Origin of the sequence: Coleofasciculus sp. D1-CHI-01 (genome assembly GCF_040218875.1) — a bacterium.
Taxonomy (GTDB): domain Bacteria; phylum Cyanobacteriota; class Cyanobacteriia; order Cyanobacteriales; family Coleofasciculaceae; genus Coleofasciculus.
On sequence record NZ_JAVJQP010000174.1, the window covers coordinates 13789 to 39392 of the forward strand.

At 47.2% G+C, this 25604-nt stretch carries 27 protein-coding genes; 24 read left to right on the top strand and 3 right to left on the bottom strand.

Annotated features, from left to right (window positions below; all coding sequences use genetic code 11):
• From rplR to larE, 17 genes are all read left to right on the top strand, one after another.
• A complete protein-coding gene (rplR, locus tag RIB93_RS29940) occupies window positions 1-363 on the top strand; it encodes a 50S ribosomal protein L18 (protein ID WP_446378541.1) in 363 nt (120 codons plus the stop codon).
• Between the two features lie 25 nt (window positions 364-388).
• The gene (gene rpsE, locus RIB93_RS29945) at window positions 389-910 is read left to right on the top strand and encodes a 30S ribosomal protein S5 (protein WP_446374117.1); all 522 of its coding nucleotides are present in this window, start codon (window positions 389-391) and stop codon (window positions 908-910) included.
• A gap of 102 nt (window positions 911-1012) precedes the next feature.
• Window positions 1013-1462 carry a 50S ribosomal protein L15 gene (gene rplO, locus RIB93_RS29950; RefSeq protein WP_446378543.1) on the top strand — a complete coding sequence of 150 codons (450 nt, stop codon included), beginning with the start codon at window positions 1013-1015 and terminating at the stop codon, window positions 1460-1462.
• Window positions 1463-1534: 72 nt separating this feature from the next.
• Complete coding sequence (secY, locus tag RIB93_RS29955) at window positions 1535-2881, top strand: preprotein translocase subunit SecY (RefSeq protein ID WP_446378545.1); 1347 nt, start codon at window positions 1535-1537, stop codon at window positions 2879-2881.
• 167 nt (window positions 2882-3048) lie between these two features.
• Window positions 3049-3603, top strand: coding sequence for an adenylate kinase (locus tag RIB93_RS29960; protein WP_446378547.1), 555 nt, complete (start codon window positions 3049-3051; stop codon window positions 3601-3603).
• Between the two features lie 209 nt (window positions 3604-3812).
• Complete coding sequence (gene infA, locus RIB93_RS29965) at window positions 3813-4037, top strand: translation initiation factor IF-1 (RefSeq protein ID WP_006100613.1); 225 nt, start codon at window positions 3813-3815, stop codon at window positions 4035-4037.
• An 87-nt stretch (window positions 4038-4124) separates the two neighbouring features.
• On the top strand, window positions 4125-4238 hold the full coding sequence (gene rpmJ / locus RIB93_RS29970) for a 50S ribosomal protein L36 (RefSeq protein ID WP_071777214.1): 114 nt from the start codon (window positions 4125-4127) through the stop codon (window positions 4236-4238).
• Between the two features lie 60 nt (window positions 4239-4298).
• Window positions 4299-4682 carry a 30S ribosomal protein S13 gene (gene rpsM / locus RIB93_RS29975; protein ID WP_006100714.1) on the top strand — a complete coding sequence of 128 codons (384 nt, stop codon included), beginning with the start codon at window positions 4299-4301 and terminating at the stop codon, window positions 4680-4682.
• Between the two features lie 49 nt (window positions 4683-4731).
• The gene (rpsK, locus tag RIB93_RS29980) at window positions 4732-5124 is read left to right on the top strand and encodes a 30S ribosomal protein S11 (protein WP_446378549.1); all 393 of its coding nucleotides are present in this window, start codon (window positions 4732-4734) and stop codon (window positions 5122-5124) included.
• A 261-nt stretch (window positions 5125-5385) separates the two neighbouring features.
• Window positions 5386-6333 (top strand): DNA-directed RNA polymerase subunit alpha, encoded by a 948-nt coding sequence (locus tag RIB93_RS29985; protein ID WP_446378551.1) that lies wholly within the window; start codon window positions 5386-5388, stop codon window positions 6331-6333.
• 91 nt (window positions 6334-6424) lie between these two features.
• A complete protein-coding gene (gene rplQ, locus RIB93_RS29990) occupies window positions 6425-6775 on the top strand; it encodes a 50S ribosomal protein L17 (protein ID WP_446378553.1) in 351 nt (116 codons plus the stop codon).
• A 9-nt stretch (window positions 6776-6784) separates the two neighbouring features.
• Window positions 6785-7630, top strand: a complete 846-nt coding sequence (gene truA / locus RIB93_RS29995; protein ID WP_446378555.1) for a tRNA pseudouridine(38-40) synthase TruA — start codon at window positions 6785-6787, stop codon at window positions 7628-7630.
• A gap of 29 nt (window positions 7631-7659) precedes the next feature.
• Window positions 7660-8115 carry a 50S ribosomal protein L13 gene (gene rplM / locus RIB93_RS30000; RefSeq protein WP_446378557.1) on the top strand — a complete coding sequence of 152 codons (456 nt, stop codon included), beginning with the start codon at window positions 7660-7662 and terminating at the stop codon, window positions 8113-8115.
• On the top strand, window positions 8115-8531 hold the full coding sequence (gene rpsI / locus RIB93_RS30005) for a 30S ribosomal protein S9 (RefSeq protein WP_446378559.1): 417 nt from the start codon (window positions 8115-8117) through the stop codon (window positions 8529-8531). The genes rplM and rpsI overlap by 1 nt, the downstream gene beginning before the upstream one ends.
• Before the next feature lie 97 nt (window positions 8532-8628).
• Entirely contained in the window at window positions 8629-8874 is a 246-nt protein-coding gene (gene rpmE, locus RIB93_RS30010; protein ID WP_446378561.1) for a 50S ribosomal protein L31, read from the top strand.
• Between the two features lie 108 nt (window positions 8875-8982).
• Window positions 8983-10098 (top strand): peptide chain release factor 1, encoded by a 1116-nt coding sequence (gene prfA, locus RIB93_RS30015; protein ID WP_446378563.1) that lies wholly within the window; start codon window positions 8983-8985, stop codon window positions 10096-10098.
• 472 nt (window positions 10099-10570) lie between these two features.
• The gene (gene larE / locus RIB93_RS30020) at window positions 10571-11395 is read left to right on the top strand and encodes an ATP-dependent sacrificial sulfur transferase LarE (RefSeq protein WP_446378583.1); all 825 of its coding nucleotides are present in this window, start codon (window positions 10571-10573) and stop codon (window positions 11393-11395) included.
• Window positions 11396-11786: 391 nt separating this feature from the next.
• Here the strand turns inward: larE and glgX are convergent, their stop codons facing one another.
• Window positions 11787-13910, bottom strand: a complete 2124-nt coding sequence (glgX, locus tag RIB93_RS30025; RefSeq protein ID WP_446378565.1) for a glycogen debranching protein GlgX — start codon at window positions 13908-13910, stop codon at window positions 11787-11789.
• Window positions 13911-14253: 343 nt separating this feature from the next.
• Here glgX and RIB93_RS30030 point away from each other — a divergent pair, with 343 nt between their 5' ends.
• Entirely contained in the window at window positions 14254-15060 is an 807-nt protein-coding gene (locus tag RIB93_RS30030) for a pantothenate kinase (RefSeq protein ID WP_446378567.1), read from the top strand.
• Between the two features lie 261 nt (window positions 15061-15321).
• Window positions 15322-15504: a hypothetical protein gene (locus tag RIB93_RS30035; protein WP_044206606.1), complete on the top strand. Its 183-nt coding sequence runs from the start codon at window positions 15322-15324 to the stop codon at window positions 15502-15504.
• A 140-nt stretch (window positions 15505-15644) separates the two neighbouring features.
• Here the strand turns inward: RIB93_RS30035 and RIB93_RS30040 are convergent, their stop codons facing one another.
• The gene (locus tag RIB93_RS30040; RefSeq protein WP_446378569.1) at window positions 15645-16055 is read right to left on the bottom strand and encodes a hypothetical protein; all 411 of its coding nucleotides are present in this window, start codon (window positions 16053-16055) and stop codon (window positions 15645-15647) included.
• Window positions 16056-16524: 469 nt separating this feature from the next.
• On the opposite strand from RIB93_RS30040, the gene RIB93_RS30045 reads away from it, so the two are divergent.
• The 5 genes from RIB93_RS30045 to RIB93_RS30065 all read left to right on the top strand — a co-directional run bounded on the left by RIB93_RS30045 (window position 16525) and on the right by RIB93_RS30065 (window position 24045).
• On the top strand, window positions 16525-18252 hold the full coding sequence (locus RIB93_RS30045) for a diflavin flavoprotein (protein ID WP_446378571.1): 1728 nt from the start codon (window positions 16525-16527) through the stop codon (window positions 18250-18252).
• A 309-nt stretch (window positions 18253-18561) separates the two neighbouring features.
• Window positions 18562-19191: a chemotaxis protein CheB gene (locus tag RIB93_RS30050; RefSeq protein ID WP_446378573.1), complete on the top strand. Its 630-nt coding sequence runs from the start codon at window positions 18562-18564 to the stop codon at window positions 19189-19191.
• Window positions 19192-19326: 135 nt separating this feature from the next.
• Window positions 19327-21189 carry a CheR family methyltransferase gene (locus RIB93_RS30055; RefSeq protein ID WP_446378575.1) on the top strand — a complete coding sequence of 621 codons (1863 nt, stop codon included), beginning with the start codon at window positions 19327-19329 and terminating at the stop codon, window positions 21187-21189.
• Between the two features lie 70 nt (window positions 21190-21259).
• The gene (locus RIB93_RS30060) at window positions 21260-22582 is read left to right on the top strand and encodes a PAS domain-containing sensor histidine kinase (protein WP_446378577.1); all 1323 of its coding nucleotides are present in this window, start codon (window positions 21260-21262) and stop codon (window positions 22580-22582) included.
• A 329-nt stretch (window positions 22583-22911) separates the two neighbouring features.
• Entirely contained in the window at window positions 22912-24045 is a 1134-nt protein-coding gene (locus RIB93_RS30065) for an ATP-binding protein (RefSeq protein ID WP_446378585.1), read from the top strand.
• A 245-nt stretch (window positions 24046-24290) separates the two neighbouring features.
• Here the strand turns inward: RIB93_RS30065 and RIB93_RS30070 are convergent, their stop codons facing one another.
• Window positions 24291-25319, bottom strand: coding sequence for an aromatic ring-hydroxylating dioxygenase subunit alpha (locus RIB93_RS30070; protein WP_446378579.1), 1029 nt, complete (start codon window positions 25317-25319; stop codon window positions 24291-24293).
• Window positions 25320-25604 lie beyond the last annotated feature (285 nt).

Sequence of the window (25604 nt, forward strand, 5' to 3'; positions counted from 1 at the left end):
ATGAAACTTACTCGTAAAGAATCAGTCCGCCGTAGACATCGGCGCGTGCGCCGGACAGTCCAAGGTAGTTCTGAACGCCCAAGATTAGCGGTCTTTCGCTCAAATCAGCACATTTATGTGCAGATTATTGATGATCATCAACAACATACCCTAGTGGCAGCTTCTACTCTAGAACCTGGACTGAAGTCAGAGGTAAAATCAAGTGCCACCTGTGACGCCTCGGTTAAAGTGGGTCAGTTAATTGCCCAGCGAGCGTTGGAAAAAGGCATATCTCAGGTTGTTTTTGATCGGGGAGGAAACCTTTACCATGGTCGCGTGAAAGCTTTGGCAGAAGCGGCGCGTGAAGCTGGGTTAGACTTCTAGAAGTAAGTAAAGCAAAATTTAAATTATGGCAAATCGTCGCAAAAGTAGCCGCGCTAAAGAAAAAGACAGCGCCTGGCAAGAACGGGTTATTCAAATCCGTCGGGTTAGCAAGGTGGTCAAAGGCGGTAAAAAATTAAGTTTCCGGGCAATCGTTGTCGTTGGCAACGAGCGTGGTCAAGTTGGTGTTGGTGTAGGCAAAGCCAGTGATGTGATTGGCGCTGTTCGCAAAGGGGTTGTCGATGCCAAAAAGCAAGTCATCGATGTTCCCTTAACCAAGTCGAATTCCATTCCTCACCCCTCTAATGGAGCGGCTGTTGGTGCCAAGGTTATGGTACGACCTGCTGCACCCGGTACAGGGGTAATTGCCGGCGGCGCGGTACGGACAGTGTTGGAATTGGCAGGAGTGCGTAATATCTTAGCCAAGCAACTGGGGTCTAATAATCCCTTAAATAATGCTAGAGCTGCCATTAATGCCCTAGATGCGCTCCGGACATTCAAGGAAGTGGCGCAAGAACGCGGGGTTGAAATTGAGAAGCTCTATGTCTGATTGTGTAGGGGCGGGTTTAGGAACTCGCTTTTCGCCATGAATAGTAACCTTTGTCCAAAACCAGCCCTAAATGAGAGAGTTTTCAGTTTAACGATCTAAATTATGAGAATCCATACTGTAGCACCCCAAGAAGGTGCAAAGAAACGTCGTCGTCGTGTTGGTCGCGGGATTAGCGCGGGTCAAGGTGCGAGCTGTGGCTTTGGCATGCGCGGGCAAAAATCGCGATCAGGTCGGGGTACAAGACCGGGGTTTGAAGGGGGTCAGATGCCTTTGTACCGCCGCTTACCTAAGCTAAAACACTTTACGGTGATTAATCCCAAACATTACACTACGATAAATGTAGGTAAGTTGGCATCGCTCCCTGCCAATACAGAGGTGACTTTACCGTCACTGATGGAAACGGGTATCGTCACCACTAACGACGGACCACTGAAAATTCTGGGCGACGGGGAGTTGAATGTATCGCTAAATGTTAAAGCTGCTGCTTTCACGACGGGTGCTCGCCAAAAAATTGATGCGGCTGGCGGAAGTTGTGAAGTGATTGAGGCGTAACTTTTTTTAGGGTTGGCGTCTGTGGCGGCGTAGTCCCCTTACCACTGTGTCCTCTAGAGGTAGCCTTTTGTTATGGTCGTTAGTCGAGATAAAGCTCCAACGGCTCAAGAAACATTTATGCAGATGGCACAAGCTGCCGGTCTTAGAGGTCGGTTGCTTTTGACCATCGGTTTGTTGATTCTAGCCCGATTTGGTGTCTTTTTACCCGTACCGGGAATTGATCGGGAACAACTTTCCACAGCTATCCAAAGTGGAAACGTTCCCATCGCTGGCATTTTAGATTTTTTCTCTGGGGGAGGATTCTCGGCTTTGGGAATTTTTGCCCTAGGGATTTTGCCCTATATTAATGCGTCGATTATCTTACAGTTGCTGACGGCAGCTATTCCCACTCTGGAAAATTTGCAGAAGAATGAAGGGGAAGCTGGACGCCGGAAAATTTCTCAGATTACCCGGTATGTTGCCCTCGGTTGGGCGATATTGCAAAGTGTAGGTCTGGCAATCTTTGCCAGCCAATTTGCCACAAATCCGGGAACTCTGTTCTTTGTGGAAACTGTGCTGGCAATCACGGCTGGCTCAATGTTTGTCATGTGGATTTCGGAAGTGATTACCGAACGCGGGATTGGTAACGGCGCATCCTTGTTGATTTTTGTCAATATTGTGGCAGTTCTGCCTCGGACATTGGGTCAAACGATTGAATTGGCACAGACGGGAGGGCGAGAAATGGCAGGTAAGGTGGTCATTTTGCTCCTGGTTTTCCTGGTAATGATTGTCGGGATTGTCTTTGTGCAGGAGGGAACGCGCCGGATTCCGATCATCTCGGCAAGACGACAAGTTGGGCGTCGCCTCTATCGAGAACGGACGAGCTATCTGCCGCTACGACTGAACCAAGGTGGGGTAATGCCGATTATCTTTGCCTCAGCGGTGTTGATTCTGCCCACGTCTCTGGCTGGCTTTGCTCGTGGTGGTACAGGTGAAGGCTTTTTAGGTTCGCTCATGCAAGGGGTAAATCAGGTGGCACTGTATATCAGCCCGAATGGTCCGACGCCGTGGCTGTATGTACTGGTGTATCTGGTGTTAATTCTCTTTTTCAGCTATTTCTATGCGTCGTTGATCGTGAATCCGGTTGATATGTCGCAGAATTTGAAGAAAATGGGAGCGAGTATTCCGGGAATTCGTCCGGGTAAAGCGACAAGCGACTATATTGAGCGAGTGCTGAATCGGTTAACATTTTTGGGTGCCATTTTCCTGGGACTGGTGGCGGTTGTGCCAACGGCTGTCGAAAGTGCGACGGGAGTGACCACGTTTAGAGGGCTGGGCGCTACCTCGTTACTGATTTTGGTCGGTGTGGCAATTGACACGGCGAAACAAGTTCAAACGTATGTGATTTCACAGCGTTACGAGGGTATGGTTAAGCAGTAAAATTGCGGCTATGTCATTGGTTACTTGTCCTTTGTTCAGTGTTGATGAACCCTAAATCTGTAGGTTTTCTCTAGAGGTGAGAGCTTGATTTGATCCGCGTTGTAGAAAAGACATCAAATTGACAGAGGACAAATGACAAATGACAAAGGACGAATGACAAATAACCAATGACACGATTAGTTTTTTTAGGACCACCAGGGGCAGGAAAAGGAACACAAGCTCAGCATATCGCTCAGCTTTATCAGATTCCTCACATCTCTACCGGGGATATTCTAAGGAGTGCGATCGCCGCATCTACATCACTCGGACAAAAGGCGCAGTCTTATATGGATGGCGGCGAGTTGGTGCCAGATAAATTGATTCTGGATCTAATTCGCGATCGCCTCAAGCAACCGGATGCTCAATCGGGTTGGATTTTGGATGGGTTTCCGCGCAATGTCAGCCAAGCGGCTTTTCTGGAGAATCTACTTCAGGATCTCGATCAGCGCTGCGATTATGCCATTTATTTGGATGTCCCCGATGAATCCATCCTGAAACGGTTACTCTCACGGGGACGCCAAGATGATAATGAGCAGACGATTCGGCGACGCCTAGAGGTCTACCGCCAACAGACCGCGCCGGTGATTGAGTTTTACTGCGATCACTCAATCTTACGCGAGATTGATGGGGATAGACCAATGGAGGAGGTGACAGACTCTCTCAAGCAGGTGATGTCGAGTTAAGTTATCAATGCCCAAGCCGGAAAACGAACGCCGTCTGACTTTTGAGGGATGTTCTCCTCTGGGGTAAGTCGTTACTATTTCTAAGGCTTCCCTGAATTGGGACAGGCTCTTTGCGGGAGAATTTTGATAACATAAGTTAACACTCCCTGGACAAATCTCTATCTATGTGGAGGGGAATTAGTGACCAATTGTATTGAGGAACGACAAAATTGGCTAAACAAGACTTAATTGAAATGGAAGGGACGGTAACCGAATCCTTGCCGAACGCCATGTTTCGGGTTGATTTGGATAATGGCTTTAACGTCCTTGCCCATATTTCTGGCAAAATTCGCCGTAACTACATCAAAATCTTACCGGGCGATCGCGTCAAAGTTGAACTCACCCCTTATGACTTGAGCAAGGGGCGAATCACCTACCGACTTCGCAAAAAATAAAAATCGGTAGGGTTGATTTCTGGAGTTATTTGACGCGAAAACCAAAAAATGATATGATAATGTGCTTGCGTTGTAACTAAAAAAACCATGAAGGTTAGAGCATCCGTCCGCAAAATTTGCGAAAAATGTCGCGTTATTCGACGTAGAGGTCGAGTAATGGTTATTTGTCCAAACCCCAAGCACAAACAACGTCAGGGGTAATCCACCAGACTCTATAAGACTCATTTGTAGCACAAAACCAGCAAAAGGGAGAAAAATACCGTGGCAAGAATTGCCAGTGTAGACCTACCTCGCGATAAACGAATAGAAATTGGTCTAACCTACATCTACGGAATTGGTCTATCTCGCTCCAAAGAAATTCTGGCAAAAACGGGCGTTAATCCGGATATCCGCGTCAAGGATTTAAGCGATGCTGACGTAGCCACCCTGCGATCGGTGGTCGAGGGCGACTATCAGGTTGAGGGTGACTTAAGGCGCTGGGAAGCCATGAATATCAAACGCCTTGTTGATATTGGCACCTATCGCGGGCGTCGTCATCGCCAAGGGTTACCTGTGCGCGGTCAACGAACCCGCACCAATGCCCGTACCCGCCGGGGTAGACGTATTGCCGTTGCCGGGAAGAAAAAAGCACCAGCGAAGAAGTAACACTCTTATTCAGTTCACACCCATCATTAAGATAGCCAACTAAAGCGATATGCCGCGACCAACTAAAAAAACTGGTACAAAAAAGCAGAAACGAAACGTTCCCAATGGAATGGCATTCATCCACTCCACCTTCAACAATACCATCGTCACCATTTCTGACACGCGAGGTGATGTTGTTTCCTGGGCATCAGCGGGATCAAGTGGGTTTAAGGGAGCTAAGAAAGGCACCCCCTTTGCCGCTCAAACCGCTGCCGATAACGCCGCCCGTCGAGCGACAGACCAAGGAATGCGTCAAATTGAGGTAATGGTTAGCGGTCCTGGTGCAGGTCGAGAAACGGCTATTCGCGCCCTACAAGGGGCAGGACTAGAAATTACCCTAATTCGGGATGTCACGCCAATTCCTCATAATGGTTGCCGTCCCCCGAAACGACGCCGCGTCTAGGATCGGGAAATTGGGAACGGGAATTGGGGAAGCCAAACCCAGAGTTTGATTTACTCAATCAAACCTTCACGTTGGTTTAACCCCCATCCGTCTCGACTCGACAACAAAATCAAGTGTCAGCATCGAGCGAATTATGCCAACCACTAATACTTTGCTTAGTGCCACTTGTACCAAATGGTGGGTTAGGCGCAACAACAATTCAAAAGTACTCGCTTGGTGCTTTTGATGGGTTCCTATGAATTAAAGGAGGGAGGTCACTCCGTGGCGCAGTTTCAGATTGAGTGCGTAGAATCTAAAACACTAAAGAATCAAAGTCAATATAGCAAATTTGTCCTAGAACCTCTCGAACGCGGTCAAGGTACAACAGTTGGCAACGCCCTGAGAAGGGTTCTCCTGTCTAACCTGGAAGGGACAGCAATTACTGCAGTCCGGATTGCGGGAGTCAATCATGAGTTTGCCACCATTGCGGGAATCAGAGAGGATGTCCTAGAAATTCTCCTGAATATGAAGGAAGTCGTCCTCAAAAGTTATACACCCGGTCCCCATATTGGTCGAGTGATGATCACTGGACCCTCAACCGTGCGATCGGCTCAGTTTGACCTACCGTCGGACGTAGAATTTGTTGATCCCGGTCAGTATATCGCCACCCTAGCCGACGGTGCAAAACTGGAAATGGAGTTTCGCATCGAACGAGGCAAAGGATATCGCTCTGTAGAACGGGGGCGTGATGAAACATCTTCAGTCGATTTCCTGCAACTTGACGCCGTATTCATGCCGGTGACCAAGGTCAACTACAGCGTCGAGGATACCCGTGTTGACGGTTCTCTGGAAAAAGACCGCTTAATTTTAGATGTTTGGACAAATGGCAGCGTGTCACCCCAGGAAGCACTGAGTCAAGCCGCTAACCTTCTTGTGGATTTATTCAATCCCCTGAAAGATATCGAGCTGAAGCCAGAGCCTGTGGGTCGTCCTGAAGATGAAGATCCAACCAGCCAAATTCCGATTGAAGAACTGCAACTGTCGGTGCGGGCATATAACTGCCTCAAGCGAGCGCAAATTAACTCCGTTGCTGATTTACTGGATTATAGCCAGGAGGATCTGCTCGAAATCAAGAACTTTGGTCAAAAGTCTGCCGAAGAAGTCATCGACGCCTTGCAAAAACGCTTGGGGATTACATTACCCCACGAAAAATCGGCTAAACCAACTTAAGGATTGAGACTAAATGGCTAATCGAGTTGACGATTAGCCATTCGATTGAAAAAGTTTTCGTTGTTGTGGGATTGTAGAGGAAGAAAAGACAATGCGTCATCGTCGTCGTGTACCCAAACTGGGAAAACCAGCTGACCAGCGTCGAGCGCTGCTCCGCAGCCTAGCTACGGAGTTGATTCGTCATGGTCGAGTCACCACCACCAAAACGCGGGCAAAAGCTGTGCGTTCCCAAGTGGAAAAAATGATTACCTTGGCAAAAGATGGCTCCCTAGCGTCTCGCCGTCAAGCCTTGGGTTATATTTACGACAAGCAATTAGTTCATGCCTTGTTTGAAGGGGTGAATGATCGCTATGGCAACCGTAACGGTGGGTATACTCGCGTACTCAGAACCCTGCGCCGTCGTGGGGATAATGCGGAAATGGCTATTATCGAGCTGGTGTGAACTCAAGTCATGTCCGAGTGCGAGGTTAAGCCAACTCAACGCATCGCTCTGGTGATTCAATACCTGGGTACCAAGTTCTCTGGTTGGCAACGACAGCCTCTCCATCGCACGGTACAAGCGGAGATTGAACAAGTTCTGTCTACTGTCGAAGGAAAACCTGTAACCTTACACGCTGCAGGGCGTACTGATACAGGGGTTCATGCCGCTGCCCAAGTCGCCCATTTTAATAGTAGCCGTCCGATTCCGGGAGAGCGGTGGATGCATATCCTCAATAGCCGACTACCAGAGGATATTCTGATTCGGGCATCAGCCCCCGTACCCGCCAATTGGCACGCTCGCTTTTCGGCGATTTGGCGTCGGTATCGGTACAGTATCTATACAGACGCTTGTCCCAACCTGTTTGTGCGACCGTTTAGTTGGCATTACTATCACGCTCCCTTAGATGAACATCGGATTCAGGAAGCACTGAATCCGCTACGGGGCAAACACCACCTGGCGGCGTTCCATCGCGCCAACTCTGGACGGAAGCATTCCTGGGTCACGGTTCAGGACACCCACTGTTACCGGAATGGTTCATTTATTCATATTGAAATTCAGGCGGATGGATTTTTATACGGCATGGTGCGGCTACTCGTCGGCATGCTGGTGGAGGTAGGGCGGGGCAACCTTAATCCCCACGAGTTTACTCAACTGTGGGTGAATCAACAGCGGGAGCGGATCAAATATTCAGCGCCAGCCAAGGGGCTGTGTTTGTTAAGAGTGGGGTATCCAAATTCGCCGTTTCCGCCAAAAACCTGGTTTGATACTCAGCCTAAGTTCATCTTGCCGACTGAGATGCCCCCCAATTGTGTTTAGGTTAACTGTATACGTAATCAAAAAAACTCATGCAAAAAACTTACCTGCCAACTCAGGATTCTTTAGAACAAAATTGGTACGTTATTGATGCCGAAGGTCAACGTCTGGGACGATTGGCAACTCAAATTGCCATGATTCTTAGAGGGAAAAATAAACCGATCTATTCCCCGCACATGGATACAGGGGACTTCGTGATCGTGGTTAATGCTGATAAAGTCGTCGTCACCGGAAAAAAAAGCAGTCAGAAGCTCTATCGCCGCCATTCCGGTCGTCCGGGTGGGATGAAGACGGAAACCTTTGCCCATTTACAAGCCCGTCTACCGGAGCGGATTATTGAAAAGGCGGTTAAAGGAATGCTGCCCAAAAATTCCCTGGGTCGCAAACTTTTTACTAAGCTGAAAGTTTACGCGGGAGCCGCTCATCCCCATGACGCTCAAAAGCCTCAAACCTTAACCATTGAAACCATTCCAGGAGAACAAGACTAATGCAAGCAACAGAACCAATGGAAAATCGCGCCGTTTACTGGGGAACGGGTCGCCGTAAATCCTCAGTTGCCCGGGTGCGCCTAGTTCCGGGGACGGGTCAACTCGTTGTTAACGGACGTCCCGGCGATGTTTACTTTAATCTCAATCCAGCCTATTTAATGGTGACCAAATCACCATTGGAAACCCTGGGTCTAGAAAATGATTATGACATTTTAGTCACTGCTCACGGTGGTGGGTTGACGGGACAATCCGATGCGATTCGCTTAGGTGTGGCGCGGGCGCTTTGTGAACTTGACCCGGAAAATCGCTCTCCGTTGAAGATGGAAGGGTATTTAACTCGCGATCCCCGTGCCAAAGAACGGAAGAAATATGGCTTACATAAAGCCCGCAAAGCTCCCCAATACTCGAAGCGTTAGAATTGGGAGAAGAGAAGACGAATCATCAGGGGTGATTTCGCCCCAAACGACACAAACGACAGAACGAAGAAACGCTTGCTCAAAGAGGAAAGTAACCATGCCAAAACCTGATATTCATCCCCAGTGGTATCCAGACGCCAAAGTCTATTGCAACGGAGAAGTTGTGATGACGGTTGGTTCAACCCAGCCCGAAATTCATGTTGATGTGTGGTCGGGAAATCATCCCTTCTACACCGGAACCCAAAAAATTATTGACACGGAAGGTCGTGTGGAGCGCTTTATGCGGAAATACGGCATGTTAGAAGGAAATGCCTCGGAGCAGCAATCGCCTAAAGAGAAATAGCGAGGTAGCTTGAAGTGTGTTCGACGGTAGCGGAGCCTAACTCTTAATAGTTAGACTTCGCTATTCAATGCTTTTTTAGGCTATTTTAATGGAGCGATCGCTGTAACCATGGCGGAAACTTACCTACTCGATAAATTACAATCGGTTGAACAAACCTTTCACGAATTAACGCGCCGTTTGGCTGACCCTGATATTGCCACTGATCCGGTGGAAGTGCATCGGGTGGCAAAAGCCCGTTCGTCCCTAGAGGAAGTGGTTAGCACCTACGAACTGTGGAAAACAGCCCAGGAGGAACTGACGGGCGCTCGGCAAATCCTCAAGGAAGCCAATGGGGATGGTGAAATGCACGAAATGGCAGCCCTGGAAGTTGAGGAACTGCAAACGAAGCTGGAGGAGTTGGAAAAACGCCTGAAAATCCTACTCTTGCCCCGTGATCCGAATGATGATAAGAACATCATGTTGGAGATTCGGGCAGGAACCGGCGGCGACGAAGCCAGTATTTGGGCAGGTGATTTGGTGCGAATGTACTCGCGCTATGCCGAAACTCAGAACTGGCGGGTGAAGCTATTGAGTGAATCCCCGGCTGACATGGGCGGATTTAAAGAGGCGATTCTGGAAATTCAAGGGGAACAGGTTTATAGCAAGCTGAAGTTTGAAGCGGGTGTTCATCGGGTGCAACGAGTCCCGGTGACTGAAGCGGGGGGACGAGTTCATACCTCAACCGCGACTGTGGCGGTAATGCCAGAAGTAGATGATGTGGAAATTGAGGTTGATCCGAAGGATTTGGAGGTTTCCACAGCCCGTTCGGGTGGCGCTGGTGGACAGAATGTGAACAAGGTGGAAACGGCGGTTGATCTGTTCCACAAGCCGACGGGGATTCGGATCTTCTGTACGGAGGAGCGTTCTCAACTGCAAAACCGAGAGCGGGCGCTGCAAATTCTCCGCGCTAAACTGTATGAAATGAAGCTGCGGGAGCAACAGGAAGCTGTTACCTCAATGCGGCGATCGCAGGTGGGTACGGGTTCGCGATCGGAGAAGATTCGTACTTATAACTATAAGGACAATCGGATTACGGATCATCGCTTGAGTCAAAACTATTCTCTGAATAGCTTGCTGGAAGGGGATTTAGAGTCTGTGATTCAAGCCTGTATTACCCAGGATCAACAGGAACGTTTGCAGGAATTGGCAACTTCGGACGAACAAGGGGAATCGCTTTTGGCTTAATTGGTATTGGTATTGGTCATTTGTCCTTTGTCCTTTGCCTTTTGTTTGTGTCATACTCGCGAGAGCGAGAAGCAAGCTACGTCATTTGCCATTTGGCTCAAATCTAAACGACAAGAGGGCGGGTTTTGTTGATAACTTATCGGTGAAGAGGGCGGGTTTTGTTGTTCCGTTAGTGGTGAAGAGGGCGGGTTTTGTTGTTCCGTTAGTGGTGAAGAGGGCGGGTTTTGTTGTTCATTTAGTGAAGAGGGCGGGTTTTGTTGTTCATTTAGCGGTGAAGAGGGCGGGTTTTGTTGTTCATTTAGCGGTGACTAGCTGAGTTGATTCCCTAAACCCGCCCCTACAATGATTCCCTAAACCCGCCCCTACAATGATTCCCTAAACCCGCCCCTACAATGATTCCCTAAACCCGCCCCTACAATACAATAAGGCATAACTTCTGCCTTCTGCCTTGAAGTCATCTGTCTTGACAACCATGTTAAATAATAAACTTGAACAACTCACCCGCTTATTTGCTCAAATGGATCGGGCATTGATTGCCTATTCTGGAGGAGTGGATAGCACCTTAGTTGCCAAGATTGCTTATCAGGCTTTAGGCGATCGCGCTTTAGCTGTAACCGCCGAATCCCCGTCTCTGCTACCTGAAGAATTGGAAGACGCACGGATTCAAGCGGCGGTAATTGGCATTCCTCATGAATTGGTGCAAACCGATGAAATGAATAATCCCAATTATACGGCGAATCCGGTTAACCGTTGCTATTTTTGCAAAAGTGAACTTCACGACACGCTGAAACCCTTGGCGCTGCAACGGGGTTATCCTTACGTCGTGGATGGCGTCAATGCTGATGACTTGGGGGACTATCGTCCAGGAATTCAAGCCGCGCAAGAACGAGGGGCGCGATCGCCTTTAGCGGAAGTGGGGGTGACAAAAGCGGAAGTGCGCCAACTCTCGCAACAGTTAGGGCTTCCCTGGTGGGATAAACCTGCACAACCTTGTCTAAGTTCTCGCTTTCCTTATGGCGAAGAAATTACGATCGCGAAACTGCAACGGGTAGGGCGGGCAGAAGTTTATTTACGGAAACTAGGGTGGAAAAATTTGCGGGTGCGTTCTCAAGGGGATACCGCACGCATTGAATTATCGCCGGAACAAATTAAAGAATTTGTTTTGACTATGGATTTACCAACCCTGGTATCAGCGTTTCAAGATTTAGGCTTTTTGTATGTCACCCTAGATTTAGAAGGATATCACAGTGGTAAGTTAAATCGGGTCGTGAATCAAGATGATAAAGCAATAGTCTAGGGATAGGTTTAGCCACAATTATAGGGACGGGTTTAGGGACAATTGTAGGGGCGGGTTTAGGGACTAAGGTCAGCTATTGTTAAAATAACGGAACAACAAAACCCGCCCTCCCCACCGATAAATGAACAAAGAAACCCGCCCTCCCCACCAATAAATGAACAAAGAAACCCGTCCTAGCTCACCGATAAATGAACAACAAAACCCGCCCTAGCTTGTCAATGCCCTTGCAATCTGCCGTAAGTGGAGGGCGACCCGACCCAATTGAATGGATACAGTTGTTCATTTATGCAAGCGGGTCGCCCCTACCCGAGTATTTATACATTTGTCGGGTGCTATACAGCATTTTTCAGCACGGGTAGAGACGCGCCATGGCGCGTCTCTACAAATAACCTTATCGTCGTCGCAACACCATCACCGATCGCGCGGTAACTGGAATCGGCTTATCCTCGGTATAGCTAATCTCCTCCTCAACAAAGCGAGGCTTGTCGGTGTCAATCACCACCACCCATTCTCTGGCTTGCAATCCTGGAGGGAGCGTAAATTCAATCATCTCATAGTGAGCATTGAAGCAGATGAAGAAACTCTCATCCATGACTCGTTCCCCCTCCACTCCCGGCGTGGCAATTTCTTCACCATTTAAGAAAATACCGATCGCCTTGGTATACCCCGCCATCCATTGATCCTCGGTCATATCGCCGCCATCGGGGTTGAACCAACCAATATCCTTAACGCTAGAACCGTGAATCGCTCGACCGAGAAACCACTTGCGTCGCCGGAATGTGGGATGCTGGCGGCGGAAATAGATCAGTTCACGGGTGAAGTCGAGAAGGGCGGCATTTTCCTCCGGTAAATCCCAATCAAACCAGGAGATGTCACTATCCTGACAGTAGGCATTATTATTGCCCCCTTGCGTTCGCCCAATTTCATCGCCGCCTAGTAGCATGGGGACGCCTTGGGATAACATCAGCGTGACCAAAAAGTTGCGCCGTTGTCTATTCCTTAACTGGAGAATCTCTGGGTCATCAGTTTCGCCTTCCGCCCCACAATTCCAGGAACGGTTATGGCTTTCCCCATCCCGGTTTTCTTCCCCATTTGCCTCGTTATGTTTTTCGTTGTAGCTTACCAGGTCATTCAGGGTAAATCCATCATGGGCGGTAATGAAGTTAATGCTAGCACTGGGTCGTCGTCCGTTGGACTCATACAAGTCAGAACTTCCCGTGAACCGATAGGCAAATTCCGCTAAACTGCTATCTTCACCGCGCCAAAAGTCGCGCACCGTATCCCGATATTGCCCATTCCACTCGGACCATAGCAAAGGGAATTTACCCACTTGATAGCCGCCCATACCCACATCCCAGGGTTCAGCAATCAGCTTCACATTTGAGAGGACTGGATCTTGGTGAATAATATCAAAGAATGCCGCCAGACTATCCACCTCATAGAGTTCTCGCGCCAATGCTGAGGCTAAGTCAAAGCGGAAGCCATCCACATGCATCTCTAGCACCCAATACCGCAAGCTATCCATAATTAGCTTCAGGACTTGGGGATGACGCACATTTAGGGAATTTCCACACCCAGTAAAATCCATGTAGTAGCGAGGATCATCTTCCATGGTGCGGTAGTATGCCACATTGTCAATGCCGCGCAGGGAAAGCGTTGGACCGAGATGATTGCCTTCGCCGGTATGATTGTAAACGACATCCAGAATCACCTCAATGCCCGCTTTATGTAGCGCCTTGACCATTTCCTTAAACTCACGAACCTGTTGCCCTTGAGTGCCACTGGCGCTGTAGTTAGCATGGGGAGCCATATAGTTTATGGAATCATAACCCCAGTAATTCTTTAAATCCTTATCCACTAAATGTCCGGGTTGGGACAAGAAGTGATGCACGGGGAGCAATTCTACCGCTGTAATCCCTAAAGTCTGAAGATACGCGATCGCGGCAGGATGCGCCAGTCCCGCATAAGTTCCGCGTAGAGGTTCGGGGATGTCTGGGTTTAGCTTAGTGAAGCCCCTAACATGGGTTTCGTAAATAATCGTTTCGTGAGCCTGTCGTTGCAGCAGTTCGTCCTCTTCCCAGTCAAAGGACTCATCAACAACCACGGCTTTGGGTACCCGATGAGCATCATCACTTTCAGACAATACCAAGTCCTTTTCTGGATCATCCCACGGATAGCCAAAGATTTCCTCCCCGTAGCCAATCTCGCCATCTAATGCCTTAGCATAAGGGTCAATCAACAGTTTATTGGGATTGAATCGATGACCCTCCTCCGGTGCAAACAGACCATGGACGCGGAAACCGTACCGTTGTCCGGGACCGATACCCGGTAAATAACCATGCCAGACGAAGTTGCTGACTTCTGTCAACTCGAAGCGTGTCTCCTCATCCTGATCATCGAATAAACAAAGCTCGACAGCCGTTGCGTTCTCACTGAACAAGGCAAAGTTTGTGCCTTTACCATCCCAGGTTGCTCCTAAAGGGTAACTTTTACCGGGCCAAACGGGTACATACATGGGTGAACCTCCTTACTCCATCACTATAAAATACTCAAGCTAAAGGCAACCTTTCTCCTAAGCCGTAAGATGGATCTAATTACTTATCGCATTTGCGCCTGATCAGGATCAACCTATAATTTGGCAGATTATTCCCTTCCCTAACAATAGATGCAGTTGATTAGTAATGGGTAGATCAGCCAATCAATTGTTTTGGGGATTGGTAGGGTTAACGACTGCTTTGAGACGTCAAACATCTAACAGAATGGGTCTGCGCTGATGGATGAAACGTTGATTACACCCAATGGTATACGTTTAAACTGTTCAATCACTAATCCTTAATGTCTAAGCAATTCTAACGAACATGACTCTTCCAGACCACTATGTCACATTGATGATTGGTAACTCTCGGCTGCACTGGGCTTGGTTTGCGGGAGATGTTCTCCAAGAGGCTTGGGATACCCAGCATTTCCCAGCAGCAGAGGTGGAATCGATCATCCAACACTGGACATCTGGTCTTTTACCTACCACCATCTTCGGTGAACCTTTCCTTTCTGGTTATTCCTCCAATCCATACCTACCCCTTTATATCGCTTCAGTCATTCCTGAGCAAACTCCATTGTGGCAAACTTATCCAGTTGCCCAGGTTATTACTCTAGAGGATATACCTCTGTTAGGCGTCTATCCCACCTTGGGTATTGATCGCGCCCTCGCTGTGTTAGGGGCGGGGGAAACCTATAATTATCCGGTGCTGGTGATTGATGCGGGTACAGCACTAACCGTTACGGGTGTCGATGATCATCGTCATCTTATCGGCGGCGCTATTTTACCGGGACTCAAATTACAACTTGAATCCTTAGCCCACAACACAGCCGCCTTACCGTCTATCTCACTGAAGCGCCAATTACCCAACCGTTGGGCGATAGATACCTTGACCGCGATTGAAAGTGGCGTTATTTATACTCTATTAGCAGGAATTCGAGAGTTTATTGCCGATTGGTTGCATCGCTTCCCTAATAGCCCAATAGTTTTAACTGGTGGAGACGCTGACTTATTACTCTACTACTTACATAGTCGTCATCCTAAATTTTATCCTGATCTTGTTGCCGATCGCCACTTAATTTTTTGGGGAATTAAATTTGTGGCTATAATGAAGAATCTTGCAGGTTAAGGTGTATAGCCGAAACGATAGGTATTTGGGGAAGACCCTATTGAGCGCAAAGACAACCGCCAAATTCTCTATTGACAACCTATGATTTAAGTTTTGTTTATCTACTTCTTCAAAGAATAATTGAATTAAGTTTTACTAAAAAAAATCTTTATCATTTTTTAGCGATAACTTCACAAAAAAAACACAGGTAATACACTGAATTTATTAGTAAGTCTGGAATACTGGAAATAGGCAAGGGTAAACAGTTAAGAGAATCAAAAAATGTCCTTTTCTAACCAACTCCAGCTACTTGATCTAAAAGATATGGAAGAAAATCTTGAAGAACTCCTTTCTAGATGTCGTCAAATCCGACAGGGTTCAGGCGATGACCAAGACACCGAGGTGCGAAATCAAACCGCTTCTGCTGACCAAGAGTCAGACTCAGACGATACATACTGGAGTTGAGCATTCGGGAGCGCGATCGCATTAGATAAATTAATTGGCAAGCCTTTGAGGAGTGACTTGATTTAGTTTACCTCCAATGCTTGCCTCTAAATTATGCAGATTTTGCACGTTCTGTCAAGTTATTTTACTGAACCGACACTCTAGCTACCGTAGAGGGTAATCCTTTGGTCAGGTTCCACCACAACCACTCGGTCAGCCGTAACATTACCCGCGACACCACCAGCAACAGCACCGCCAATGATTTCTTCAATGTCCGCGTCTCCGAAAACTTCACCTAATATTGCCCCACCAGCAGCACCGATACCCGCATCTTCTGCAATTGATCCGGCGGAGGTATCCCGTGGGTCTTTTTGGTCTTCAATCACCTCTGAAGTGGCATCAAGGTTGTAGGTGCGACCATTCATTCTCACGCCTGTCGCCACGTAGCGCAATCCCCCACTTGCTGGTTCATAGCGACCCAGAATTGTTGCACCAGCAGGAATATACATGCCATCGACCGTTGTACCACGGGCAACTTCCAGATTGTACGAATAAGTCCTGTCATTATTCAAATGTAGCGTCTGGCTTTTAGCCTATTTCTTCTGGTCACAGATAGGGTCAAAGATAGGGGTTGTTTCTGGGGGACTAGCCCCCATACCCCCCGCGCAACGCTTCGCTTGAATATATCTCATCGGGTGGTCTTCATCTGTCAATAAGGCTTCATTTTTGGAGATGCTAATGTCGCTCAAAGCCTTATTTAAAAAGGTTTTAGACAGCTTGTCACTCCTTCAGAAAAAACCCTCAACGCGAAGGAGAAATAGGCGTTGAGGGGAGTCATCAGGGTGCATCTACCTTTCCCTCCTTCTCTATATGCCTGACTGTATCCGGAAAAACGCGAAATCCAGGGGGGAGAGAAGGCAGAAGGAAATATTAAATCCTGAATCATTTTTATAAGCTATTTAAATCTAAAACTCTCAATTAATATGTAAAGATAATTAAAAAGCAGGGTAAATGAAGTTTATATAAGAAAGGAGACAACCGATGGTCGCAGTAGCAGAGGGAATTAAGCGTCGGTTGACGATGCAGACTACCGAAATTGCCCCGGATACCACAGCAATCCGATCGCTGGATTGGGATCGCGATCGCTTTGATATAGAATTTGGTTTACAGAATGGTACGACGTATAACTCGTTCCTGATTCAGAGCGAAAAAACGGCGTTGGTGGATACCTCTCATGAAAAGTTTCGCCAACTCTATCTCGATACATTGAAGGGATTAATTGACCCAGCCAGATTAGATTATCTGGTGGTTAGCCACACGGAACCGGATCACAGTGGCTTAGTTAAAGATATTCTGGCACTTGCCCCCAATATTACGGTGGTTGGCTCAAAAGTGGCGATCCAATTCCTGGAAAATTGGGTGAATCAGCCGTTTCAATCGCAAATCGTCAAAAACGGCGATCGCGTTGATTTGGGAAATGGGCATATCCTGGAAGCTGTCATTGCGCCGAATCTCCATTGGCCCGATACGATTTTCACCTATGATACCAAAACTCAGGTTCTATTTACCTGTGATGCTTTTGGGATGCACTATTGTGATGATTATACCTTCGATGAAGACATCGACCTGATCGAAAACGACTTTAAATATTACTATGACTGTTTAATGGGTCCCAATGCCCGTTCGGTGCTATCCGCCCTGAAACGGATGGACAAGTTACCTGAAATTAGCACCATTGCCACAGGTCATGGTCCCTTACTCTATCACAATCTGAGTGAACTCACCGGACGGTATCGGCGCTGGAGTGAGGAACAGGCAAAAGCAGACACGACGGTTGCTGTATTTTACTTATCGGATTACGGATATAGCGATCGCCTTTCCCAAGCGATTGCCCATGGGATTACTAAGACGGGTGTGGCGGTGGATATGATGGACTTGCGATCGGCTGATCCGCAAGAGATTAAGGAATTGATGAGTATTGCGTCTGGGGTGGTGATGGGTACACCGCCGACGACGGGAGAGGTAGCTGCTGTCGCCCAAACTGCGATGGGTACAATTTTAGGGGCGACGAATCCGAAGCAATCCTTTGGTGTGTTTGAATCGGGGGCGGGTGAGAGTGAATCGGCGTATCTGTTGGTGAATAAGTTCCGGGATTTAGGACTAACGCCAGGGTTTGCGCCGATTTTAGTCAAAGATACGCCTGATGAACAGGTTTATCAGTTATGTGAAGAAGCCGGGACTGATTTAGGACAATGGTTGTCACGCGATCGCACAATTAAGCAAACGAAGTCCCTGGATAGTGATTTGGATAAAGCCTTGGGGCGACTCAGCAGTGGGCTATATGTTATTACTGCCAAAAAGGGGAATATCACCAGTGCGATGGTAGCATCGTGGGTAGCGCAAGCCTCATTTAAACCCTTGGGCGTATCGGTGGCGGTGGCAAAGGATCGGGCGATCGAGTCGTTTATGTATGTGGGCGATCGCTTTATTCTCAATGTCTTGGAAGCCGGGAATTACCAAGGGCTGATGAAGCATTTCCTCAAGCGCTTCCCGCCCGGTGCTAACCGTTTTGAGGGGATTAAAACTTATTCTGCCAGCAATGGTTCTCCGATTTTAGCTGATGCTTTAGCCTATATGGAATGTGAAGTGAAAAGTCGCTTAGATTGTGGCGATCACTGGACTATTTATGCCACTGTTTCGGCGGGACGAGTTTCTAAGACGGATGCGATGACGGCGGTACATCATCGTAAGGTGGGGAATCATTATTAGCCAGACTACTTATCATGTCCGGTTGAAACCCATAATTACGGTGAGGGTAAGTAGGGGCTTGGTTACCAAGTCCCTACTTTTTTATTAGGGGTGAGAAAGCCGGACATCATCTAATACAACCGATTAAGGTTAATCCAAACCTAGATTACTCTCAAGCTTATGGAGTCCTAAGATGGGCAAACGTACTATCCGCTCAGAATCCACTCTCTTTTAAGGAGTGGAGATGTCAATCCCTCCCCTGACCTCGCGCCGATATTGCCAAAATCGGTACACTGAAAGCGTTAACCCTTATAGTTGACTGCTAAGAAAATGTCACAGCCCCAAATTGATCAACACACCAATCCCCCCCCAGCCTTCGCCAATACTGCCTTTGATGTTGTCGCCATCGCCGCATCTGCTGGTGGGCTGAAGGCGCTATCTCAGCTTTTATCCCATCTACCCTCTGACTTTCCGGCGGCGGTTCTGGTGTTGCAGCATCTTAACCGCAGTCACCATTCCCTAATGGCAGACATACTGCGTCGGCGGATTTCTTTGTCGATTAAGCAGGTGGAGGAAGGAGACAAGCTAAGTCCGGCACAAATCTATATTGCCCAACCGAATTATCATATTTTGGTAAACTCTGATGGGACTCTTTCCTTAACTCAGTCGCCCCTCGTCCATTTTGTCCGTCCCTCGGCTGATTTACTGTTTGAGTCGCTGGCAAACAGTTATCAAAATCGGGCAATTGCTGTGGTGTTGACCGGGACAGGGAAAGATGGCACACAAGGAGTAAAGGCGATCGCGAAAATGGGAGGTATGGTGATTAGCCAAAATCAAGAAACGTCGGAACATTTTGGTATGCCCAGTTCTGCCATTGACACCGGGATAGTTGATTTAATTTTACCCTTACCCGACATTGCCGAAACTCTTATCCAACTTGTAAAGGAAGGTAGAGGGTAGAAGGTTTCAGGGTATAGTGTTTTAAGGTTTATATGATTTGCTTTTTGCTTTTTAATTGCGATTTACTCTATAATAAGTAATAAGTAATAAGTAATAAGTAATAAGTAATAAGTAATAATTAATAAGTAATAAGTAATGACAAATGACCAAGAACGAGAAGAAAATCGGATTTTTGAAGCTTTACTGGAGTACCTAAAAGAAACACGCGGCTTTGATTTTACGGGTTACAAACGCTCTACACTCAAGCGGCGGGTAACCCGGCGAATGCAGTCTCACCATATCGATAATTTTGGGGATTATCTGGAATTCCTGGAAGTTCATCCGGAAGAATTTGAGTCGCTGTTCAATACGATTTTAATCAACGTGACCAAATTTATCCGGGATGCCGACGCCTGGGACTATTTACACCATCAAATCCTGCCACAACTGTTGCAGCAAAAGGATAAGCAAGAGCAAATCCGTGTCTGGAGTGCGGCGTGTTCCTCTGGGGAAGAAGCCTATTCTATCGCCATGATTTTGGCAGAAATACTGGGATTTGAAACATTGCATCAGCGCGTTAAAATTTATGCTACCGATGTCGATGAAGAAGCCTTGGAGCAAGCTCGTTGGGCACGCTATCAATCCAAAGCCTTAGAAAACATTCCCGATGAATGGCGAAAGCGCTATTTTGAACAAATCAACAATCACTATGTAGTCCGAGCTGATATCCGCCGTGTAGTGATTTTTGGTCGGAATGATTTGGTGCAAGATGCGCCAATTTCCCGACTGGATTTGCTGATTTGCCGCAACACGCTGATGTATTTTAATGGGGAAACTCAGAAACGAATTTTGACACGTTTTAACTTTGCCCTAAAGAACAACGGCGCTTTATTTTTGGGCAGAGCCGAAATGCTGCTGACGAATAGCAACCTATTTAAACCCTTAAATTTACAGAACCGCATCTTTACCAAAGTGCCAAAACTGAAGCTGAGGGATCGCTTGCTGATATCCGCTCAATCTGGGGATGAAGAGTCGAGTGCGCGTCTGTCGGAACGGGTGCGGCTGCGAGAAGCGGCGTTTAACACCTCACCGATTGCACAAATTATTGTCGATGCCAATGGCTATTTGGTATTGGCAAATATGAGCGCTCGGTCGATGTTTGACCTCAAAAGGAAAGATCTGGGCAAAATGTTTCGAGACTTAGAAGTTTCCTACCGTCCCCTAGAACTCCGGTCAATCATCGATGATGTCTATCGCGATCGCACGTCGATTACAATTAACGATGTAGTCCGGGAGCAGTCAGATAAAACTCAGTACTTGGATGTGCAAATTACTCCCTTACATGAAAATGGCAATGACAATCAGTTATTGGGAGTGAGTATTTCCTTTCAAGATGTCACTTCCTACAACCTATTGCGAAATAAATATATAGCATCCAGCCAAGAACTGGAAACGGCGAATGAGGAACTTCAGTCGAGTAATGAGGAACTAGAAACCACGAATGAGGAACTGCAATCTACGAACGAGGAACTAGAAACCACGAACGAGGAACTGCAATCTACGAACGAAGAATTGGAGACAATGAATGAAGAACTCGAGTCTACCAATGAAGAATTAAGGACAATGAATGACGAATTGCGCGTGCGGACGGATGAAGTCAACGAAGCCAATGGATTTTTAGCGTCAATTCTAGAAAGTTTCCAAAAGGGAGTGATTATTGTAGACCGCCAATTCCATATTATCCGTTGGAATCAAGAATCCGAGCAGCTTTGGGGAGCACGCAGTGATGAGGTAAAAAACAAATCCCTACTGAGTTTAGATATTGGCTTACCTGTGGAAGAGTTGCACGAACCCATCCGTAAATGTTTTCAGGATGAGGAAAATCATCAGACAATCACTGTGGAGGCAATTAATCGTCGAGGTCAATCCATTCAATGTCAGGTTACAATCCACAGCTTGAAAGGGATACAGGTAGAAGAATCACAGGGGGCGATTGTTCTGCTTAAAGAGGTAGAATAATCAAGGAGATGAGGGAGATGGGGGAAGATGGGGGAAGATGGGGGAGAGAATTACCAATCAACAATGAACAATGAACAATCAACAATCAGCAATGAACAATCTACCGATTCAACTCTCCCAACAACGCCTAGAATCCTTTTTGAACCGGATCAATCAAGCGACGGTTAATCCCGAAATCCTCTCAACGATTCTAGAGGAGTTTTCGATCACACTGGAGGAACTCTACCAGCAACAGCAGGAGTTAGTCACCACAAATAACGCCAGCCAAATCGAACTCCAGCACTACCGAGAGTTATTTAATAGCACCTCAGAAGCCTACTTTGTGACGAATCTGACGGGACAAATTCATACCGCCAATCCAGCCGCCAGTATGATGTTGAACATCTCGCCCAACTACATTATTGGCAAAACGTTACCTGGCTTTGTCGCTGAATCTCACCGCAAAGCCTTTTGCAACCAACTGGAACAGGTGATACAATCCTCCCAATCGATGGGGTGGGACGTGCAGCTACAGCCTCGCCACGGTAAATCCTTTCCCGCCGCGATCGCGGTTTCTCCCATTCGCGATAATCATGGTAATTTAACCGGATTGCGCTGGTTAATTAGCGATGTCAGCCAGCGCCAGCAAGCGGAAGTCTTGCGCCAGGAATTAGCCGAACAACAAGAACTCAGCGAACTCAAATCCCGGTTTCTCAGTACCGTCTCCCACGAATTCCGCACACCGCTAACCACAATTTTATCTTCTAGTGAAATGCTAGAACGGTATAGCGATCGCTTGAGTCCAGAACGAAAAGCCATACATTTCCAGAAAATTAGCCAATCGGTGGATTATATGACCCAGTTATTGGAAGATATCTTAATTTATAGCAAAGCCGATGCCGAAAAACTAGAATTTAATCCTACTGTTGTCGATTTAGGCGAATTTTGTCAGAATGTGGTCGAGGACTTGCACCTAGAAGCCGCGAATCAAGAACGGATTCAGTTTAAGTGTAACGATGATGATATTGGCGGCAATTTTGACCCCAAACTGCTGCGGCAAATTGTGAGTAATTTACTCACAAATGCCCTGAAATACTCACCCAACGGTGATCCCGTAGATTTTGAACTGAATCGTGAGGAGAATCAAGCTATAATTATGATTCGCGATCGCGGTATCGGCATTCCCCCAAATGATCAAGTTCATTTATTTGAACCCTTCCATCGCGCCCAGAATACAGGTACAATAAACGGGACAGGACTAGGACTCGCGATCGTCAAAAAAGCCGTGGATTTACATCAAGGCAAAATATCTGTCCAAAGTCAGATTGACATTGGCACAACATTTACCATTAAGTTCCCCTTATTAAATTCAAAAAATTTCGAGTCGGGTGACGACAAGTCGTCACCCGACTAACGGTGATACAACTGTTTTGAGATAACCCAAAAATATACTATTAACTTCTAGACAAGCTTCAATATCCGAAAAACCACTGACGCGATAGAGGCAAAAATGAACCCCAATCAATCGGCAAAAAAAAACCCAATTTATCCTCAGACAGCTTAACTGAAGTCATTAACACTCATATCCACCAAGCCCAAGAACGTTTACACCAAGCTCAACCCGAGGTTGAACTCTCACCTGATGAATGCTCAATTAAGCTAGCCGAAACCGTCACTGAACTCTCAACCACCCTAGAAGAATTACAAGTAGCTGTCGAAGAAATCCAAGCACGAAACGAGGAAATCAGCGTAGCCCATCAAGCCACAGAAGCGGAACGCAAACGGTATCAAGAACTATTTGAATTCGCCCCAGACGGCTATCTCCTCACCACCGCATCCGGTGTGATTCAGGAAGCCAATCAAGCCGCCGCCAGCCTACTGAATATAGAGAAGCGGCGTCTCATCGGCAAACCCCTCGCTGTTTTTGTCACCGATGCGAACAAATCCACCTTTCGCACCCAACTCAACCGACTCAGCGATATATCCTCCCCCGACTGTTCCAGCAGCCTGCTATACCGAGACTGGGAACTATCCCTAAAACCGCGCCAGAGTGAACCATTTCCGGCAGAGATTTCCATTTCCGCCATACTCAACCCTCAATCGGAAATCGTAGGATTGCGCTGGTTAATTCGGGACATGACGTATCGCCATCAAGTCGAAAGCTTACGCCGAGAATTAGAAGCCGAAAAAGAATTCAGCGAACTCAAATCGCGGTTCATCCAAACCGTCTCCCACGAATTCCGCACCCCCCTGAACATGATTTACGTCTCCGCCCAACTCCTCGCCCGTTCTCGCGACAGCTTAACCGAGGAAAAAAGCCACCAATTGCTACAACGAACCGACAAAGCCGTGCGGCGGATTACTAAAATACTCGATGATGTCCTAGTTTTCAGCAAAGCCAGCGCCGACAAACTCGAACTCAACCCCACATTACTGGACTTAGACCAATTCTGCCAAACTATAGTAGAAGACTATCAAGTTTTAGCAGGTAGCACTAAGACGCTTCAGTTTAACTCTCCAGAGATAAATCATAGCGTTTGCCTAGATGAAAAACTCCTGTACCAGATATTAGGCAACTTATTATCCAACGCCATTAACTATTCTCTGCCAGACAGTAGTATTGAATTAGCCCTGACACATCAGCGAGACAATATCCGTTTTCAGATCAAAGATCAAGGGATGGGAATACCCAGAGAAGACTTATCCCGACTATTTGAGCCCTTCCATCGGGCGAAAAATGTAAAAAACATACCCGGAACCGGACTAGGATTATCAATAGTGAAAAAAGCCGTCGAACTCCATGGCGGAACAATCCGAGTAGAAAGTGAAATCGGCATCGGCACCACCTTCACCGTCACCTTACCCTTAGGTTCGTAGTTTGGGCTTTAGCCCATCAACGCAAAACCGAACATACCAACGTACAACATACATTCAACATTAACAAAGGGCGGGTTTTGCAACAAACAGTATCAACAAAATTCCCAATTCAATCCCTAAACCCGCCCCTACGATTCACCCGTTGCACAGTCACCAACGCCCGATTTAACTCAACCCTTAAAAAAGGGCGGGTTTTGCCACAAATATTATCAACAAGATTCCCCATTCAATCCCTAAACCCGCCCCTACAATTCACCCTGCTTTCGCATCAACCCTTGCACACTCACCAACGCCCGATTCAACTCATACCCCCTCCCTTGCGGATGCGCCAAATACGCCAACTGTTCCTCCTCAATCATCTGCACATCCTGACGCACCAACCCATCCAACAACCCCTGCGCCGAACCAAACAAACTATCCTTAATCCGCCGCCGAAACCAAATCGGTAACTTATGCAACCGCCAAAACGCATTTAGCGAGGTAAAATGCACCAAATAGGCACGAGTCTGCCGTAAATTCACCGGACACAATAAACAATAAATCCTAAAATCCTGCCCCAAACTCGACACCCAATGAGGATAAACATAACTCACATCCAACGGTTCCGGATGCAAGCGGCGCAGCGCCGGAAAAAATAACTGAGAAATCGACCAAATCTTATCAATCTTATAATAACTCTTCGCCTGATAATGAGCATCCACCCGATGTTCATCCTCATCGATATCCACCAAAACCGGGTCAGCCCACGCTTGCCAATCCTGATGTAAATGCCCATGATACATATCCATCAAATTCTCAATTAAAAACGAATAATGGGCATTACAGTCAATCTGAGAAACCGTAGCAATATAATTCAAATGCTCCCACTCCGGGAGTCCCATCGGTTGTCCAATGTTCCCATCACTCTCCCCTGGAAACAGCCAAATAAACCCATCCTTTTCCCGTACCGGATAGGCACGAATTGCACAACTCGGCAACTTTTGATTCTCGGCTAAATAGGGAACAAAAACACAATTCCCTGTTGACTTAAACTGCCATCCGTGATAAGCACATTCCAACAAATCACCCTTAACTTGACCGTGACTCAATTGCACCTGGCGATGGGGACAGCGATTTTCTAAGGCATGAATTTCACCCGTACTATCGCGAAAAATGACAATGTTTTGATGCCAAAGGGTGACTCCTAGCGGTTGTGATTTCACTTCATCGCTACGGGCGACAACATACCAATGATTTAAATTAATACCGAGTTGGCGAACGTCTAAATTTGTCATACTAAGTCATAATTTAATTGTAGTTATAATTTAATTGTAGGGGCGGGTTTAGGAATTGTAGGGGCAGATTTAACCATTGTAGGGGCGGGTTTAGGAATTGTAGGGGCGGGTTTAGGAATTGTAGGGGCGGGTTTAGGAATTCAACTCAGCTATCTCACCAATAACGGAACAGCAAAACCCGCCCTATCTCACCAATAACGGAACAGCAAAACCCGCCCTATCTCACCAATAACGGAACAGCAAAACCCGCCCTATCTCACCAATAACGGAACAGCAAAACCCGCC

Coding starts and splice junctions, on each gene's coding strand:
- rplR (WP_446378541.1), top strand. CDS start 1: ATGAAACTTACTCGTAAAGAATCAGTCCGCCGTAGACATCGGCGCGTG.
- rpsE (WP_446374117.1), top strand. CDS start 389: ATGGCAAATCGTCGCAAAAGTAGCCGCGCTAAAGAAAAAGACAGCGCC.
- rplO (WP_446378543.1), top strand. CDS start 1,013: ATGAGAATCCATACTGTAGCACCCCAAGAAGGTGCAAAGAAACGTCGT.
- secY (WP_446378545.1), top strand. CDS start 1,535: ATGGTCGTTAGTCGAGATAAAGCTCCAACGGCTCAAGAAACATTTATG.
- RIB93_RS29960 (WP_446378547.1), top strand. CDS start 3,049: ATGACACGATTAGTTTTTTTAGGACCACCAGGGGCAGGAAAAGGAACA.
- rpmJ (WP_071777214.1), top strand. CDS start 4,125: ATGAAGGTTAGAGCATCCGTCCGCAAAATTTGCGAAAAATGTCGCGTT.
- rpsK (WP_446378549.1), top strand. CDS start 4,732: ATGCCGCGACCAACTAAAAAAACTGGTACAAAAAAGCAGAAACGAAAC.
- rplQ (WP_446378553.1), top strand. CDS start 6,425: ATGCGTCATCGTCGTCGTGTACCCAAACTGGGAAAACCAGCTGACCAG.
- truA (WP_446378555.1), top strand. CDS start 6,785: ATGTCCGAGTGCGAGGTTAAGCCAACTCAACGCATCGCTCTGGTGATT.
- rplM (WP_446378557.1), top strand. CDS start 7,660: ATGCAAAAAACTTACCTGCCAACTCAGGATTCTTTAGAACAAAATTGG.
- rpsI (WP_446378559.1), top strand. CDS start 8,115: ATGCAAGCAACAGAACCAATGGAAAATCGCGCCGTTTACTGGGGAACG.
- rpmE (WP_446378561.1), top strand. CDS start 8,629: ATGCCAAAACCTGATATTCATCCCCAGTGGTATCCAGACGCCAAAGTC.
- prfA (WP_446378563.1), top strand. CDS start 8,983: ATGGCGGAAACTTACCTACTCGATAAATTACAATCGGTTGAACAAACC.
- larE (WP_446378583.1), top strand. CDS start 10,571: ATGTTAAATAATAAACTTGAACAACTCACCCGCTTATTTGCTCAAATG.
- glgX (WP_446378565.1), bottom strand. CDS start 13,910: ATGTATGTACCCGTTTGGCCCGGTAAAAGTTACCCTTTAGGAGCAACC.
- RIB93_RS30030 (WP_446378567.1), top strand. CDS start 14,254: ATGACTCTTCCAGACCACTATGTCACATTGATGATTGGTAACTCTCGG.
- RIB93_RS30035 (WP_044206606.1), top strand. CDS start 15,322: ATGTCCTTTTCTAACCAACTCCAGCTACTTGATCTAAAAGATATGGAA.
- RIB93_RS30045 (WP_446378571.1), top strand. CDS start 16,525: ATGGTCGCAGTAGCAGAGGGAATTAAGCGTCGGTTGACGATGCAGACT.
- RIB93_RS30050 (WP_446378573.1), top strand. CDS start 18,562: ATGTCACAGCCCCAAATTGATCAACACACCAATCCCCCCCCAGCCTTC.
- RIB93_RS30055 (WP_446378575.1), top strand. CDS start 19,327: ATGACAAATGACCAAGAACGAGAAGAAAATCGGATTTTTGAAGCTTTA.
- RIB93_RS30060 (WP_446378577.1), top strand. CDS start 21,260: ATGAACAATCAACAATCAGCAATGAACAATCTACCGATTCAACTCTCC.
- RIB93_RS30070 (WP_446378579.1), bottom strand. CDS start 25,319: ATGACAAATTTAGACGTTCGCCAACTCGGTATTAATTTAAATCATTGG.